15 protein-coding genes are annotated in these 16,166 nt (G+C 57.9%); 8 read left to right on the top strand and 7 right to left on the bottom strand.

Annotated elements, in window-relative coordinates:
- Positions 1 to 58: 58 nt before the first annotated feature.
- From HQL63_02050 to HQL63_02015, 8 genes are all read left to right on the top strand, one after another.
- Positions 59 to 826, top strand: coding sequence for a VacJ family lipoprotein (locus HQL63_02050; GenBank protein ID MBF0175621.1), 768 nt, complete (start codon positions 59 to 61; stop codon positions 824 to 826).
- Positions 827 to 857: 31 nt separating this feature from the next.
- The gene (locus tag HQL63_02045; GenBank protein MBF0175620.1) at positions 858 to 1,565 is read left to right on the top strand and encodes a hypothetical protein; all 708 of its coding nucleotides are present in this window, start codon (positions 858 to 860) and stop codon (positions 1,563 to 1,565) included.
- Between the two features lie 112 nt (positions 1,566 to 1,677).
- Positions 1,678 to 3,300: a tetratricopeptide repeat protein gene (locus tag HQL63_02040; protein ID MBF0175619.1), complete on the top strand. Its 1,623-nt coding sequence runs from the start codon at positions 1,678 to 1,680 to the stop codon at positions 3,298 to 3,300.
- Positions 3,293 to 4,513: a L,D-transpeptidase family protein gene (locus tag HQL63_02035; GenBank protein MBF0175618.1), complete on the top strand. Its 1,221-nt coding sequence runs from the start codon at positions 3,293 to 3,295 to the stop codon at positions 4,511 to 4,513. Before HQL63_02040 ends, HQL63_02035 begins: the two co-directional genes overlap by 8 nt.
- A 67-nt stretch (positions 4,514 to 4,580) precedes the next feature.
- On the top strand, positions 4,581 to 5,045 hold the full coding sequence (locus HQL63_02030) for an NUDIX hydrolase (protein ID MBF0175617.1): 465 nt from the start codon (positions 4,581 to 4,583) through the stop codon (positions 5,043 to 5,045).
- The gene (locus HQL63_02025; protein MBF0175616.1) at positions 5,042 to 5,479 is read left to right on the top strand and encodes a hypothetical protein; all 438 of its coding nucleotides are present in this window, start codon (positions 5,042 to 5,044) and stop codon (positions 5,477 to 5,479) included. Before HQL63_02030 ends, HQL63_02025 begins: the two co-directional genes overlap by 4 nt.
- A gap of 242 nt (positions 5,480 to 5,721) precedes the next feature.
- Entirely contained in the window at positions 5,722 to 7,953 is a 2,232-nt protein-coding gene (gene glgB, locus HQL63_02020; GenBank protein ID MBF0175615.1) for a 1,4-alpha-glucan branching protein GlgB, read from the top strand.
- 118 nt (positions 7,954 to 8,071) lie between these two features.
- Positions 8,072 to 8,545, top strand: a complete 474-nt coding sequence (locus tag HQL63_02015; protein MBF0175614.1) for a chemotaxis protein CheX — start codon at positions 8,072 to 8,074, stop codon at positions 8,543 to 8,545.
- Between the two features lie 279 nt (positions 8,546 to 8,824).
- Here HQL63_02015 and HQL63_02010 read toward each other — a convergent pair whose 3' ends face one another.
- The 7 genes from HQL63_02010 to flhA all read right to left on the bottom strand — a co-directional run bounded on the left by HQL63_02010 (position 8,825) and on the right by flhA (position 16,021).
- The gene (locus tag HQL63_02010; GenBank protein ID MBF0175613.1) at positions 8,825 to 9,121 is read right to left on the bottom strand and encodes an EscU/YscU/HrcU family type III secretion system export apparatus switch protein; all 297 of its coding nucleotides are present in this window, start codon (positions 9,119 to 9,121) and stop codon (positions 8,825 to 8,827) included.
- A 45-nt stretch (positions 9,122 to 9,166) separates the two neighbouring features.
- Positions 9,167 to 10,321, bottom strand: coding sequence for a flagellar hook-length control protein FliK (locus tag HQL63_02005; GenBank protein MBF0175612.1), 1,155 nt, complete (start codon positions 10,319 to 10,321; stop codon positions 9,167 to 9,169).
- A 55-nt stretch (positions 10,322 to 10,376) separates the two neighbouring features.
- A complete protein-coding gene (locus HQL63_02000) occupies positions 10,377 to 10,877 on the bottom strand; it encodes a hypothetical protein (protein ID MBF0175611.1) in 501 nt (166 codons plus the stop codon).
- Entirely contained in the window at positions 10,874 to 11,638 is a 765-nt protein-coding gene (locus tag HQL63_01995; GenBank protein ID MBF0175610.1) for a FliA/WhiG family RNA polymerase sigma factor, read from the bottom strand. Before HQL63_01995 ends, HQL63_02000 begins: the two co-directional genes overlap by 4 nt.
- Positions 11,639 to 11,650: 12 nt before the next feature.
- The gene (locus tag HQL63_01990; GenBank protein ID MBF0175609.1) at positions 11,651 to 12,643 is read right to left on the bottom strand and encodes a MinD/ParA family protein; all 993 of its coding nucleotides are present in this window, start codon (positions 12,641 to 12,643) and stop codon (positions 11,651 to 11,653) included.
- 113 nt (positions 12,644 to 12,756) lie between these two features.
- Positions 12,757 to 13,959 (bottom strand): flagellar biosynthesis protein FlhF, encoded by a 1,203-nt coding sequence (gene flhF / locus HQL63_01985; GenBank protein ID MBF0175608.1) that lies wholly within the window; start codon positions 13,957 to 13,959, stop codon positions 12,757 to 12,759.
- 31 nt (positions 13,960 to 13,990) lie between these two features.
- Positions 13,991 to 16,021 carry a flagellar biosynthesis protein FlhA gene (gene flhA, locus HQL63_01980; protein MBF0175607.1) on the bottom strand — a complete coding sequence of 677 codons (2,031 nt, stop codon included), beginning with the start codon at positions 16,019 to 16,021 and terminating at the stop codon, positions 13,991 to 13,993.
- Positions 16,022 to 16,166 lie beyond the last annotated feature (145 nt).

Raw genomic sequence — 16,166 nt, 5'->3', positions numbered from 1 at the left:
GCAAGGCACGGGAAAACCTCTCCCCCCTGGGGTGGAATGCCGGTCATAGGATGGATTTATGAAAATTCTGGTGCGATATCTCGTTTTGCCCACGATGGCCCTTTTTCTGGCTGCCGCCCCGACCTCGGTCCGGGCCGATACCGCCTCCCCCCCAACCAGGGATCAATCCGCCGCCGATGATGCCCTGTGGGCAGCCGAGGAGCGTACCCAAGGCGACATGGCCGTCTCCGATCCGCTGGAACCCTGGAATCGGGTCATGTTCACCGTCAACGACAAGGCCTCCGAATGGATCGTGGAACCTCTGGCCACGGGTTACGGCGCCTTGATCCCGGAGGGCGGGCGTATCGCCGTCCGCAACTTTTTCCAAAACCTGAAATCGCCTATTCACTTCACCAACGCCTTGTTGCAGGGGAAAATCCAGGCCGCCGGCGAGGATCTGGGGCGTTTTGTCATCAACTCGACCCTGGGAGTCGCCGGTCTTTTCGACGTGGCATCCCTGCACTTCAACCTGCACGGCAGCGACGCCGACTTCGGACAAACATTGGGCCGCTACGGTGTGGGAGATCAACTCTATCTGGTCTGGCCCTTGCTGGGTCCATCCAACGCACGGGACACCGTCGGCGAGATCGGTGACGCCTTCCTGGATCCCTTGAATTACAAGCCCGAAGATCTTTTGGACCGGGTCGGGATCAAGGCCTTTTCCAAAATCAACCAGACATCTCTCCGTCTGGAAGAGTTTCAAACCGTGCGCACGGCGACACTCGATCCCTACATTGCTGTCCGGAATGGTTATGCTCAAAGGCGCAAGGAGAAGGTGGCCCACTGACCAGTGCAGGAGCCCTTCGACGCGGAAGCGCATGAGCGGGAGCGCCTGGTTGCTTGTCCTGGCTCTCCTTCTCGTGCAGACGGGTTGCGCCAGATCAGCGGCGGACAAGACACCCCTGGATCGGGGCAACACCAATTTTTCCTGGTCCGATCTCGCAAAGACGGATGTCAATCTGTTCATCGAGACCAATCAGCGCGAGGTCATTGGCTACATCAAACTTTTGATGATCAAACTTTACCGGCGCAATCCAAACCAGTTGCTGCGGGGAACGGTCCATCATGCCGACGCCAACGTTGCGCGGGTCTTCGGATCCTTTCACAATTGGGAGTTTGCCGAGCTTAACCATCTGAAGGGGGTTGAGTGCATCCGTCAGGCATTCCAGGACTCCTTCGACGGTGACCGGGTGCTCGCCTACACCGTTGGTCTCGGTTCCATGGTCATGGCATCCTACAATGACAAACGCGATTTTTTCGTTTTGGACTCCCTGGATCCGCAAAAATTGTACAACAGCGCCCGCAATCTGGAGCTGGCCCTCTGGTTGTTGACGCAGGAGAAAGATCAGCATGGCAACCTGTTTCTGCTCAGCAACGAAAGCGATGGGACGGTTCGCAATCTCAGCTATGAGCGGCTGTTCGGCAAAATGATTGGTCTCCAGGATGCCTTGTCTCAGGTGGTGGCGCAGAAGACAAAAAGATTGATCAAACAGGCCTTTCAGTTTTTGATTTTTCTGCCCATCTGACGAGTCGTGGGGAACGCCTGCAAGCAGGGTCGTTGAGGTTGCGGCGGTGTGTGGTTATACTCCAGCGAACTCTTCACGTCACGTCCCATTGCTTTTTGCGAGTGCACGGAACATGCGCGTTACAGGTCGGATTTTTACCCGATTATCACTGATCGCCGCCTTTCTTCTCACCTGTGTGCCTCCGGCACTACGGGCCGAGGCCGGGGAGATCGGGGAGATTCAGGCACTGCTGGAGAAGAAACAACTCGCAGCAGCCATGAGCCGGCTGACCGGATATCTCAAATCCAATCCCAAGGACGTTCAGGCCAGGTTTTTCCGAGGGCTCATCCTGGCCGAAGAGCAAAAATTATCTGAAGCCATTCAAGCCTTTCAGGAGTTGACCGAGGAGTTCCCGGACCGCCCTGAACCCTTCAACAATCTGGCCGTGCTCTACGCCGAACAGGGACAACTGGAGAAGGCCCGCGATGTCCTTCTCAAGGCCATCAACACCCGGCCTGAGTACGCGACGGCGCGAGAAAATCTGGGCGATGTGTATGCCAAGCTCGCCTCCCAGTCCTATCGAAAAGCCTTGCAGATCAGCAAGGAAAATCCCGCTACCGAGGCCAAACTCGCTCTGATCCGCAACATTTTCCTGACCCAGGGACCGGGAGGCATGCCCATGGCGCAACCCTCGGAGGAGTTTTTGCGCCGCGCCCGCAACGAAGCCTTGGCCAAGGTCCGTAGCGAAGCCGTGGATAAACTCCGCGCCGAGGCTATCGCCCAGGTTCGCACGGAGGTTCTGGAACAGGTACGTACTGAAGTCCGCCAAAAGCTCCATGCTGAAATTTCCGACCAGATCCGCAAGACGGAAATGGATAAGATTCGTGCCGAGGCACAAGCGCTCGTCCGAGGTGATGAGCGGGAACGAGCCGATGCCGAAAGCCAGGAACGTTCCCGGGCTGAAATCGAAGCCAAAATCCGCGCAGAAAAGGAGAGATCCGCCCTTTTGGAACAGCAAGCCAAGGAGAAATCTCCTCTCTCCGTCGACAAGGTGGGCCTGCCGGTTGCCAACCTTAAGAAGGGAGGCGCCGAACCCGGCCCGATTCCCGTCAAGGAACCGACCGGCAAGGTGGTCAAGGAGGAGGTTCAGGAAAAAGCCATCAAGGATGAAGCGCCAACCGCCATGAAGCAATTGACCAAGGGCCCGCTCAGAACAGCGGATCAGACCGTTCGCCTTGCAGATATGACCCGGATCGACCAGGTCTTCGAGGCGGTCGAGAAGGAGAGCGGAATGCCCCCTTCCGCCCGGATGGCGACATCAACTTCAACGACAAAAGAAAAAGGCCGCCACAAGAAAAAAACCGGAGAGTCTGAACCGGTACGGCCCCACACAACAATAGCTTCAGGCCAACAGGATGGATCCGTGGAAAAAACTCTGCGTGATTGGGCCGAGGCCTGGTCCGAGAAACAGGTACCCCGGTATCTCTCCGCCTACTCCCGTGATTTTCGCCTGCCCGCAGGCTTTTCCCGTCGCGAGGAGTGGTCAAAAAAGCGCAAATCTTTGATTCAACATGCCAAGTCAATTCGCGTTGGCCTGGATAATCTGCAGATTCGCACGGAAGGTCCGGACAGAGCGCGGGTCAGCTTCACTCAAAGCTACCACTCCGACAAATACCACGATGTCGTCCGCAAGACCATTCTGATGAAAAAAGAGGGCGAGGTGTGGAAAATTTTTCAGGAAGGGGTGGATGAGTAGACGTCGCCATGTCTTGACTCTCGCCGTTTTGCTGCTGCTCCTTGGATCTCTCTGCCTTGGCGGTCCGTGGCGTCGTGCCCTGGCCGACGCATCGAACTCCTTCTCTCCGCTGGATTACCTTTCCAAAACCGAACGTTCTCTCGTGAAGAGCCTGGACGCCATCCTGCACAACGACATCAAGGCTGCGTTGCGGGAGATCAGCGATCTGACCCGGCAAAGACCTGATTTCCACCTGGCGCAAATGATTCAGGGAGACTTGTACATGGCCTTGGCCGGTCGTTTGCGCGGTTTTGGCAACGGCCAGGAGAATGACCCTGAAGTGATGCACCTCATGGAAGAGGCCCGGATACGGTTGCGCAATCTCCTCGAATATCCGCCCAGGGATGCCATCCCCCAGGATTTGACTTACCTCTCCCGTGCGCAGAGCAATGCCATCGTCGTGGATCTCTCCAAATCCCGACTCTACCTCTTCCGGCGCATCAACGGACAACCCGAGCTGATCGCCAACTACTACATCTCAAGCGGCAAAAACGGTCCCGGAAAAATTTTGAAGGGGGACAAACGAACCCCCGTCGGTCTCTATTTTATCACGGAATACCTGCCTGGATACAAACTTCCACCCCTTTACGGCTTCGGAGCCATGCCGATCAATTACCCCAACGAATGGGACCGGCTCCACAAGAAGACCGGAGACGGCATCTGGTTGCATGGAACTCCCATCGTCACCTACAGCCGCCCCCCCCAATCCAGCGATGGGTGCGTCGCCATGACCAACATCGATTTTGAAACATTGGGTGAGATGGTTGGGATCGGCACTCCGGTGGTCATCGATCATGCCATCGAATGGCTGGACCCCGTAGAGTGGCGAGGCCAACTCGACTGGTTTCTCTCGCTTACGCAGGAGTGGCACAAGGATTGGCTCAGCGGCAACGCGGACCGGGTGCTGCGTCACTATTCAGCGTCGTTCCAGAATGACCACCATAACCTTGCCAGTTGGTCCAGATATCTGCGCCGTTTGTTCCGTGAAGGCGCTGCCGAAGAGACCAGCTTTTCCGACATCAGCATCCTCGGGTACCCCTCCGAGAGACGTATGATCGTTGTCACCTTTACCCAGGAGGTCCGAGGCAAGGAGTTGTTCAGACAGCCCCTGCGCCGACAATACTGGCGCCTGGAGAACGACACCTGGAAGATTGTCTACGAGGACACCGGCTGAACGCCAGGCACACGCCCCTGCCAGATACAGCGATGTGTCCCTGCCAACATGACAGGAATGAAAACCCATGATCGCCAAAGCCACCCTCTCAGCTCATGTCATCATCATCCGCCGGGAGTCAGACGCCACTGGGCTCCAAGTATTGCTCGTGCGTCTCAACTATCGGGATCACCGCAGTGGCAAATGGTCTTTCCCCGGTGGTTATGTGGATGCTGGTGAGGGGTTGCTTGCCGCCCTCTGCCGAGAGGTCAGCGAAGAGGTCGGTTTGTCGCTGCATGACGCCAGCATGGTGGATGTCGTTCCCATGTTGGAGCAGGAGTCTCCACATGTCGGGTTTATTTTTCGCTGTGACGCATGGCAGGGGGAACCGACCTGTCGCAGTCGGGAAATCACTGAAACCCTGTGGGCCGACCACGACACCTTCGCAGCCATCGTTCGGGAAGGTGGTGTCGCCTATCCGCAAATGACCACGCAAATGACCACCTTGGGATGGTCGTTTACAACACCGATCCTGCCAGGAGAAGCGCCATGACCTGTCGTGTGTTTTTTTCACTCGCTTTGGCCGTTGCCTTGTTTCCCCTTGCCGTCCGGGCAGCGGGCGACAACTCTCCGTCTCCGCCCGCGCCGAACGTCCCGGCGCAACAGGCCCTTCCATCCCCTGGCAACGGTCAAGGCGACGCGCCCAAGGAGGCACAGAAAAAAAATTCTCCAGAGGAAACCCAGGCGGATCTGGCGCGCGCCCAGCAGCATTTTCTCGAAGGGCTGCATGCTTTGGGAGAAGCGGGCCGACGTACATTCGATGAACATGTTCCTCAAGTCCAGGATACGGCCCGCAAAACGATTGAGGAGGCCAAAAAAATGATGCAACAGTGGGAGGATCGCCTACACAACATCGAGCAAGGGCTATCCCCCCCAAAAAAGGCCGTTCCGCAAAACACACCCCCCGTTCATACCGATGCCATTTAGGTTTCTCCCGGAAACCGTCCGGTCGTGAATCTGGTGAGGGTGGGTAAAAAATATTGATGTGGAATGGGAATTTGGGTACAATGCGGTGATCGATTTGTGCAATAGGCGCGCGGCTTCCGCCACGCATCAAGAAATTTCCAGGAAAAACCGATTCCCGGCTCCGTTGCAGGGGGGGAAACGGATGGGGTTGTTCTCCAGTTTCATTTTTCCAGGATATGGGAATAACAGGGAGATAGAGCAATATGACGACACACGATCAAGCAATCAACGCCAACCTGCATCCTTCCTACCTGATCGACCAGGTGGTTTATGGTGACTGCCGGGATCCGTTCGCATTCCTGGGCATGCACTCTGCCGGTGAGGGGGGTCTCACCGTGCGTTCCTTTTTGCCTGGCGCTCATCAGGTGTTTTTGGTCAATCGGGATACCTCCTCTGTCGTGGGCGAGATGAAACGAATCCACGATTGGGGTTTTTTTGCTCTGGAGATCGCGAATCAGTACAAAACCTTCCCCTATCTTATCCGGGCTGACTTCGGGCAGGGCCCCATCGACATGGAGGATCCCTACCGGTTCTGGCCTGTTCTGGGGGATATGGACAATTACCTCTTCGGTGAAGGAAACCATTGGCGCATTTATGACCGCCTGGGGGCCCACCCACAGGTCATCGACGGCGTTGATGGCGTCCTGTTTGCGGTCTGGGCGCCCAATGCCCTGCGGGTCAGCGTCGTCGGCCCCTTCAACAGCTGGGATGGACGTCGGCATCCCATGCGGCTGCGGGTGGAAAGCGGCATCTGGGAGTTGTTCCTCCCCATGTTACGGGCCGGTGACATCTACAAATACGAAATCAAAGGCTCCTATGGCGGCCTCGTGCCGCTCAAGGCGGACCCCTATGGCCGGGCATTCGAGCCTCCTCCCGGCAACGCCACCATCATCATTGCCAACAGCACCTATCAGTGGGAGGACGGCGCCTGGTTGGAAAAGCGTGCCAAGCACGACTTCTACCACACCCCCATGTCCATCTACGAAGTCCACCTCGGCTCCTGGAAACGCAAGCCCGAAGAGGGGCACCGCTGGTTGAGCTACCGTGAGTTGGCCGACGAGTTGGTCCCGTATGTCCAGGAGATGGGTTTCACCCACATCGAATTGATGCCCATTTCCGAGTTTCCCTACGATCCTTCCTGGGGTTACCAGCCTGTCGGCCTCTTTTCGCCAACCAACCGTTTCGGTTCTCCGGACGACTTACGCTACTTTGTGGACCGTTTCCATCAGGCCGGTATCGGCATTCTCATGGATTGGGTTCCGGGTCACTTCCCGACCGACTCCTACGGCCTGGGCCGCTTCGACGGCACCTGCCTTTACGAGCACGACGATCCGCGCCTCGGCTACCATCCTGATTGGAACACCCTGATCTACAACTATGGCCGCAATGAGGTCTCCAATTACCTCATTGCCAACGCCCTCTACTGGATCGATCAGTTCCACATCGACGGGTTGCGCGTCGATGCCGTGGCCTCCATGCTCTACCAGGATTACAGCCGTCAGGAGGGTCAGTGGCTGCCGAACCGCTACGGCGGCAATGAAAATCTGGAAGCTGTCGAGTTCCTGAAGCGTCTCAATCGTCTGGTCTACCAGCAGGGTGGTGGCGCCATCACCATTGCCGAAGAGTCCACGGCATGGCCCATGGTCTCCAGACCCATCGAGTCAGGAGGGCTTGGGTTCGGCTTCAAATGGAACATGGGCTGGATGAACGATACCCTCAGCTACATGCGCAAGGATGCCATCTATCGCCGTCACCATCACAACAAGCTCACCTTTGGCATGTTGTACGGGTATCACGAAAACTTTATCCTGCCGCTCTCCCATGACGAGGTGGTCCACGGCAAATGTTCCCTGTTGGACCAGATGCCGGGTGATGCCTGGCAAAAGTTCGCCAACCTGCGCGTCTACTATACGTTCATGTTCTGCTATCCCGGTAAAAAGCTGCTCTTCATGGGTGGCGAGTTTGCCCAAGGCAGGGAGTGGACGCACGAATACAGCCTGGATTGGCACTTGCTGGAACATGTCCCCTACCACCAGGGAATCTGGCGCCTCGTCCGGGATTTGAACCGCCTTTATACCTCTTTGCCGGCCCTCAACAATCTGGACCATGAACCGGGCGGTTTCGAGTGGATCGACTGCCATGACCATGACCAGAGCGTCATCTCCTGGTTGCGGCGTGGCCTGAACAACGAAGAAGCCATTGTCATCTGCAACTTTACACCCGTTCCCCGGCATGACTATCGCATCGGCGTCCCCAAGATGGGCGTCTACCGCGAACGACTCAACAGCGACGCAGCCGAATATTGCGGTGGCAGCGTGGGCAACATGGGCATCGCCACGGCGGAAGAGATTCCGTTCCATGGCAAGCCGTGTTCCGTCCGCATCACCGTTCCACCTCTGGGAGGGCTGGTTCTGGTTCGCGACGAAGGTGCATAACCAACCGTCCGTCTGAACAAGTCAACCATCACCGAAGTTGGCTCGACCTGGCAAGGAGGGCGAGCCGGCTTCGGTGTGGTTGGTTCCTTTTGGCTTCATTTGTTCCATAGGTCTTCAGGTGCACGACCAATTGGCCCGGGCCATCCAGGAAGCGGTGCATGAATTTTTTCTGGCTTTCCTCTCCCTGGAGGTTCAATCAGGGCCCACGTTCCGCAAGCCCGCCTTCGAACCCTATACGCCGCCACGGGCGGATGTAACCGGTGTCGTGCGCCTGAGCGGCGCCCTGGATGGGGGGATTCATCTCTCCGCACCCATGCACGTCGCCCTGGCCATGAGCAGCTCCTTTTCTGGTGAGCCCATGGAGACCATGTCGACTGAAATATCGCAGGACGCTTTCGGCGAGTTGACCAATCTGGTGGCCGGTGGCTTGCAGTCCCGCCTGGCCGACGCCTTGGGAGAGATTGCCCTGACCCCTCCCATCGTCGTTTTTGGCGATCAATACAGCATGGCGGTCAAGGTCAACTTCTCCTCGGTTAAAACCTATTTCCGCATTGCGGACGGGCCGTTTTTTGTGGAGTGCTTTTTTGTCTGAAGGCAGGGTGTGACAGCCTGTCCATAACTGTTTGGCAACCTTGCAAGTCAGTACCATCGCAAGAAAAGTTTGGGTCACTCGCAGCCAAATTTCTCAAGATGGTCAATCAAATCGCGTCGTTTCATAACGGGGCGCTCCCCGGACCCCGCAAGGGCTCTGCCCTTGACCCACCAGGAAGCCAGCCCCCTGGACCCCAATTCCAAAAAGCGATCATGGCCTTGGGTGGGTCCATGTCAAATGCGATTGCCCTACAGGCCACCAGGCGTTGTTTTGCCACCCCTACTTTTTGGCATGCACCCCTTTGTTGACCCGGTAAACATAGGCCAACACTTCAGCCACCGCCTTGTAAAGTTCCCTGGGAACGGACTCCCCCAGGGAGACTTTGCCGAGCAGCCCCACCAGATCGGGATCTTCCATAAGCGGAACTCCAGCTTCCCTGGCGCGTTCCATGATGACTTCGGCGATACGCCCCTTGCCGGAGGCGGTCACGCGCGGCGCAGGATCCTGGCTCTTCTGATAACGCAAAGCCACGGCCTGTCTGGGGGGGTGTTGGGTGTTGCTGTCGTCCTCTTGCATGCGTCCAAAAATCCGCGTCTGGTGGTGAACAAACAGTCACCCTTTTCATACGTTTGTAGAGAAGCCACCTCCCAGTCCGACGGCCTCCTGACGACTGAGGCGCATCTCGGAGTTGGTTTTATAGGAAAGATTCAGATAATTCAAAGGTAAACCGGCATTCTGGATGGCGGAGCGCAACTCGGCAATCTGTGAACGCAAAGAGACGACCGTTGCCTCTTCCTCTGCGGCAACTTCGATCCCCAGGAGGCCCTCACCCGAAACAACGCGGGACTGGACGGCCCCCAAACGTGTCAAGTTCAAGGAGAGGAAAACCGAGTGGAGCGTGCGTCCCTTCTGGCCTGGCCGTTTTTGTTTCTCTTTCTCTCGTCGCCAAATAGCCTCGCCCAGCCCCCCCTCGTTCAGCCAAAACACCCGATAACCCAGAAACATGCTGTCTGCGGCTGACGGCACCACATGCGGCAAAATATTTTGCATGGACAGGAGATCACCCAAACGGTGCAAGGCAGTGGGTAGCGATGTGTTCTCGCTGCCGCCAGCGGGATTTTGGGCCGCCGTTGTGGTTCCGGCTGCCAAACGCAAGGCATCGGTGGCAGCACGCAGAGCCCGCACGGCTGCACTCACCTCCTCCCGGGAGGCCCCTTCCAACAGGCGGGTCAACGCAGAAGTGTCTCCCCGCAACAGGGCGTCAGCGGAAAGATTGGGCAGGGCATCACGCAAAACGCCGGCCAGATCTCCCGCCCGACCCCCTGTCGATGTCGCTGATTGCAAAGAGAGAAACAGGGGTTGTCCCCGGGTTGCGTTGAGCAGGCTTCCCCCTTTTTCCTGCTCCTGCCCCGACATGACGGCCATCAGGCGCGCAAACAAATCCGGCACACGTATCAGACTTTGCTGGAGATTGTCCGCCAGATTGGCCGCCACCCGTGACTCGCTGCCGATCATGCGCATGGCCATTTCCGGCAACAGGCGCACCACCTCCAGGCGAACGATCTCCCCCTCGGTCAGACCCTGACCACCGGAGAAGGCAAATCCACTGCCGTCCGGAAAGCGAAAGACCCCTTCACTCCCCCCTTTGACCTGGCTGACGCGCCCCTCCAAAACCTCACCAGGCGCCAGCACGGGGAGCTGGGCTGCACTGTTGCGGCTGACAGGCGCCGGATCACCTGGCGGAGGCAATACCTTTCCGGAGATGATCATGGCCATGGGGTGTCGCGCTCCGGCAACGCATCGGGATCAAGGGTGCTGAACGGTTACGACTCTAAGGAGGATTCCGGTCCGGGTTGGAGAGACGCTTGAGCAGGCTGACCTCTTCCACGGTCAGCCCGGTCTCTTCGATCACTCTCTCTTCATCAACACCATTGGTGAGGAGGAGTTTGGCTTCGCGGTAGGCATCTCGTTTGCCGGGACCATCGCGCACTTCATTGCCGGTGTTGGTGGGCATCGGGTTGGAACGTTGTTGCATGAACTGCACCTCCCGGCGGATCCCCTCCAACTCCTCGCTGAATCGTTTGGGCAGTCCGCTCATCTCATGCACCAACTTGTCCTCCATGGCCCCCAACTCCTGGAGGATGGGTTCGACGATCCCATCGGCAACCTTCTGCGGGTCCAGTTCGGGTTCGGATTCCCGCAGGACTGGAGCCGCGCGCTCGGCTGCTGCCTTGACATCCTCCCGCAAACGGCGGATCTGGAGAAAGATGATGCCAATGCCCATATAGAGGAGCATGAGACACAAGATGACAAGGAAATTCCAGAGGGTCATGGTGCACCCAGTACCTTGCGGACCCGAGCCCGCATGCGTAAAGCGGCCTTGCTGTGCAACTGGGATATGCGGGACTCGGTCAAGCCCAGCACAGCCCCGATTTCGCTCATGGTCAACTCCTCAAAATAGTAGAGGGTGATCACCAAACGTTCCTTCTCCGGGAGCGAGGCTACAGCCTGGCTGAGAACCTCCCGAACCTGCTGCAAGCCCAACGCCTCCACGGGATCCACCTGCGACGGGTCTGCCAGAATATCCAGGACATCCCACTCGTCATCATCCAGATTGGGCCGCAGATCCTCAAAGGAGATGACCGACAAACTGCGCACTGAGTCCAGCTGCACAAAATAGTCATCCAGGGAGATCCCCAGATGCCGGGCCACCTCGTCATCTTCCGGGGGACGTCCCAATTGGGACTCCAGTTTCAGGTAGATATCCTGGATCTGGGTAGCGGCGTGACGCACCCCACGCGGCACCCAATCCATGGAGCGCAGCTCATCCAGGATGGCGCCCCGTACCCGGAATTCGGCGTAGGTCTGAAATTTGATACCTCGCTCGGGGTCGAACTTGGCAACCGCATCAATCAGTCCCAGAATGCCCACCTGGTAGAGGTCGTCCACGTCCACCGACTGGGGCAGACGCATGGAGATCCGCCCCGCGACATACTTGACGATCGGAGCATACTTCATGATGATCTTCTCCCGGCTCAAGCCGGCCCACGCCTCGTGGGTGGAAGAGAAATCAGGATCTGCTGGGGATTGCATGTCCGTGTTGCCCTAACCCGACTCTGACAGAGGACTCTTCCGGGCGAGAGGGTCCGGTACCGACTCGTCCAAAACCCGGCGCCAGAAGAACAACGCCTGACCATTGCGTTCCCGATCCCGGTGCCAGCGGTCGAGCACATTGGCCGACAAGGTGGAAAAAGCCTTGGCCGAAGGGGATTCTGGAAAAAGCATGGTGACGGGAATCTGCCTGCGAACAGACTGGACCAATTGCTCATCGTAAGGCACGGCGCCGGCAAAGTTCAGCCCGATACTCAAAAAACGGTCTGCCACCCGGTGCAACGTCCTGTAGACATCCAAGGCCTCCCGCTCTGCCCGCACCTGGTTGACCACGAGATCGAAGTGATCGATGCGATGATTCATGAACATCACTTTCATCAAAGCGTAGGCATCGGTGATGCTGGCCGGGTCCGGGGTGGCCACCACGAGGATCCGCTCCACGGAAAGGATGAAATAGCGCACGTTGCTGGAGATCCCGGCGCCCGTATCGACGAGAACCATGTCAAAGTCTGCGTTCCAGTGGTCGATGTGATCCATCAGGGAGATGCGTTGCGCCTCGGTCAGTGAACTCAGCCCGGCAACGCCAGAGGCCGCCGGTAACACCGTAATGCCCTCTGGACCCGGGACCGCCACATTGTCGATGGTCATGCGTCCCGCGAGAACATCCTCGATGGTATATTGCGGAGTCAGGCCCAGGACCACATCGACATTGGCCAGCCCCAAATCGGCATCGATGACCAGCACCTTGAGGCCCTGGCGCGCAAAACTGAGAGCCAGGTTCACGGTGACCAGGGTCTTGCCCACCCCACCCTTGCCACTGGTCACCGCCAGGGTATAGGGCACCTTGCGTTCAGCCAAACGCCGCGCCAGCACGGAGGTCGAGACCGGCTTGGCGTCGTCGCGCAACTTGTCGGCCTTGCGCTCCTGTTCGGCCTTCTTGGCCCACTCTTTCAGGGTAGCCACCTGATTGTCGAGGTCTTCGATCATTTTATTGCAACTCTTTTCAGTTTCAGGAATCGCCAAAATGGTGATGGGTTCCTTCCGGGGGCCGGACACGGAGGCGGATGAGGCGCCACCCCACGCGCAAAACCCTGGGGGCCTTACGCATCCGGCTCCGGCACCTTGGGTTGATCAAACCATCCGGCCATGGTATGGGCCGACAACCAACCCAAATTTTCCGGAACCCGCTGGCCATCCGTATAGAGAGTCAACGGCAGACGGGCCCGCAGGGCCACATTGAGAATACCACCGTAGGTGACTGTTTCATCAAGTTTGGTAAAAATCAGACCTGTCGGAGAGAGGGCGGAAAAACGCCGGAAGATGGCCTGTTGTTCCGTCTCCCTGACATTGCCGGCCATGCAGAGCAGAACCTCCCGATCTTCTCCCATGACCGGCAGCAGACTGCCCGTGGAGTTGACCTGACGCCGGTTGTAGGGGCTCGACCCCACGGTATCCACCAGGATAAAGTCACAATTGTTCAGGGAGTGAAGCCCTGCCTTCACCTCCGACAGGGTACGCGCCACCATCAAGCGCACCTGCAAAAGCTTGGCGTAGGTCTCAAGCTGGGCCACAGCCCCAACCCGGAAGGTATCCAGGGTGATCATACCGACAGTCTTGCGGCGGTTCAGCAACAGCTCGGCGGCAATTTTGGCCAAGGTGGTTGTCTTGCCGACACCGGTGGGACCGACCAGAGCGATGACCCGGGACTGGCTCTCCATGGGGTCATGGAATTTGAGAAACCGTTTCAATGCCCCTTCCAGGCCGCGCTCCTTTTCCCCCTTGTCCACCACCGCCAGCTTGCGAGCGATGGGCTCCTCCACGCCGTGCATCAACAGGTAGCTGTAGCGGCGTTTTCCCTCCATGTCCAGGTTGGCCATGTCGGGTTCCAATGAGGCCGAGGTGTTGACCTTGGCCTCAAGTTCCGCCAACGAGCTGCGAATGGTGGAGAGATCCGCCGCCAGACCGGGCCCATTGGCCACACGCGCTTCGCGCGTTTGTTGCGTTCCCTGCGACTGGGCACGTTGCTCCCGGTAGCGGCTGACCGCACTGCGCCCGGCCAGGGAGGGGGGGGCATCATCGGCCACAGCGGAGAACCGACTCCGTGGCGGTGGCGTCTCCCTGGGAACCGGCACGGGCCCATCGGCATTGGGATTCGGGCAGGCCGTCACCTCGATGAAGGCCCCCCCCTTCTCCCGTATGCTTCGCGTGGAGAGGATGACTGCGTCAGCCCCCAGGGCCTCCTTGACCTGTTGCAGGGCTTCCCGCATATCCTGCGCCCGGAAGGTGGAAACTTTGTCGTTCATCGGCGCAAACCCGGATCCTGGCTCATGGTATTCAAGACAGCGTCACTGTTCCCTGTGAATGAACAGACACGTTGGCGGGAATCTCGTTGTGAGACAACACCACCAAATGGGGAATGACCCCCTCCGTAGCCTGTTTCACGAATGGTCGGACCCGGGTGCCGCAAACCAGGACCGGTTGCACCACCTGGGATGCAATCCGTTCGACCATGTCACGTACTCGCGAACAAAACTGGTTGGCGGCGCGTGGCGACAAGGCAAGATAAGAGCCATATTCGCCATCCACGATAGCCTCCGCGACCAGGTTTTCCGCATCGGCGCCCAGCATCAGAACCTGCAACTGGGCATTCTCGTCCAAATATTTTTTGACGATGGAACGAGACAAAGATTGTCGCACCAGCTCCACCAACTGCGGCGGGTGCTTGATAATTTTGGCATAATCCGAAACCGTTTCCAGAATGGTCGGCATGTCCCGGATAGAGACCCGTTCCCGCAACAACCCCTGCAACACCTTCTGGATCCCACCCAGGTTGATCACGTTGGGCACCAGCTCCTCCACCAGCTTGGGCTGATTCTTGGTCACCAGATCCAACAGATTCTGCACCTCCTGGCGACTGATCATCTCGTGCGAAAAAGTGTGAACCAACTCGGTTACATGCGTCGCCAGTACCGTCGAGGGATCCACCACGGTATAACCCAACATTTCCGCCCTTTCCCGATCATGGGGCGTGATCCAGATGGCCGGCAGGCCAAAGGCGGGCTCGGTGGTGGGAACGCCATCGATATGTCCAGACACCGCGCCCCCCTCCATGGCCAGGAACTGCCCTGTCTTCAACTCGCCGCGCCCCACTTCCACCCCTTTGACGAGAAAGGCATATTCGCCCGGACGAAACTGTAGATTATCCTTGATATGGATGGGGGGAACCACAAACCCCATGTCACTGGCGAACTGCCGCCGGATGGCCCGTATCTTGTCCAAAAGATCCCCTTGCTGACTCTCATCGACCAGGGCAATCAATCCATAACCGACATCCAATCTAAGCACATCCAGTGCCAAGAAATTTTCGATGGGCTCTTCAACCTCAGCCGCCACTTGCGCCTCTTGCGCCTCCGCATGGACGCGCTTCCGGTCAACGATCTCCTGACGACGGAACAACAGGTAGGCCCATCCACCCAGCAGGAGAGCGAGTGTGGCAAAGGAGAGGGTGGGCATGCCCGGCAAAACGGCAAACAGTCCGAGCACAGCCGAGCTGATCAGGATAACCCGTGGTTGGGCCGTAATCTGGCCACCAACATGCTCGGCCATGTGCTGATCGGACGAGGCCCGGGTCACCAGGAAACCGGCGGAAGTGGAGATCACCAATGCGGGAATCTGGGCAACCAGACCGTCGCCAACGGTCAGAATCGTGTAAATGTTCGCCGAATCCGCCGCCGTCAAACCCTGCTGGGCCACGCCGATGATGAACCCGCCCACAATGTTGATGACAGTCACCAGGATACCGGCGACAGCTTCGCCGCGCACAAATTTTGACGCACCATCCATGGCCCCGAAGAATTCCGACTCTTCTTCGATTTCGCGCCGCCGCCGTTTGGCTTCAGCCTCGGTGATCAGACCCGAGTTGAGGTCTGCGTCGATGGCCATCTGTTTGCCCGGCATTTTGTCCAACGTGAAACGGGCCGCCACTTCCGCGATACGCCCGGCGCCCTTGGTGATGACGATGAAGTTGATGATCACCAAAATGGAGAACACGATGATACCCACCACCGGGTTGCCCCCGACCACAAACTGACCAAAGGCCCGGATCACCTCGCCGGCTGCCGCCTCCCCCTCCCCGCCATGCAGCAGGATACGCCGCGTCGTCGAAATGTTCAGCGACAGGCGAAAGAGCGTCGAGATCAACAACACGCTGGGAAAGGAGGAAAATTCCAACGGCTTATGAACGTAAAGAGTCGTCATGAGTATGACGATGGAGAGGGAGATATTGACGGAAAGAAACAGGTCGAGAGCCCAGGCCGGCATGGGAAGAATCATGATCGCCAGCACCATAATGATGCCCACGGCCATGAAAATATCGCTCACGCCCTTGAGTCGCCCAAACGGTATCCGAAAAGAAAATGCTGAAGCTGCCAAGGGCTTCTCTCCAATGCCAAGTTGGTTGAGGATACCAGACTCTCACCCAGGCAGCAATTCTTGTACCACTTGACGTCAA

The sequence above is a fragment of the Magnetococcales bacterium genome, assembly GCA_015231175.1.
Classification (GTDB): domain Bacteria; phylum Pseudomonadota; class Magnetococcia; order Magnetococcales; family DC0425bin3; genus HA3dbin3.
Note: the sequence above shows the minus strand (reverse complement) of the source record. Positions and strands in the feature narration are given on the sequence as shown.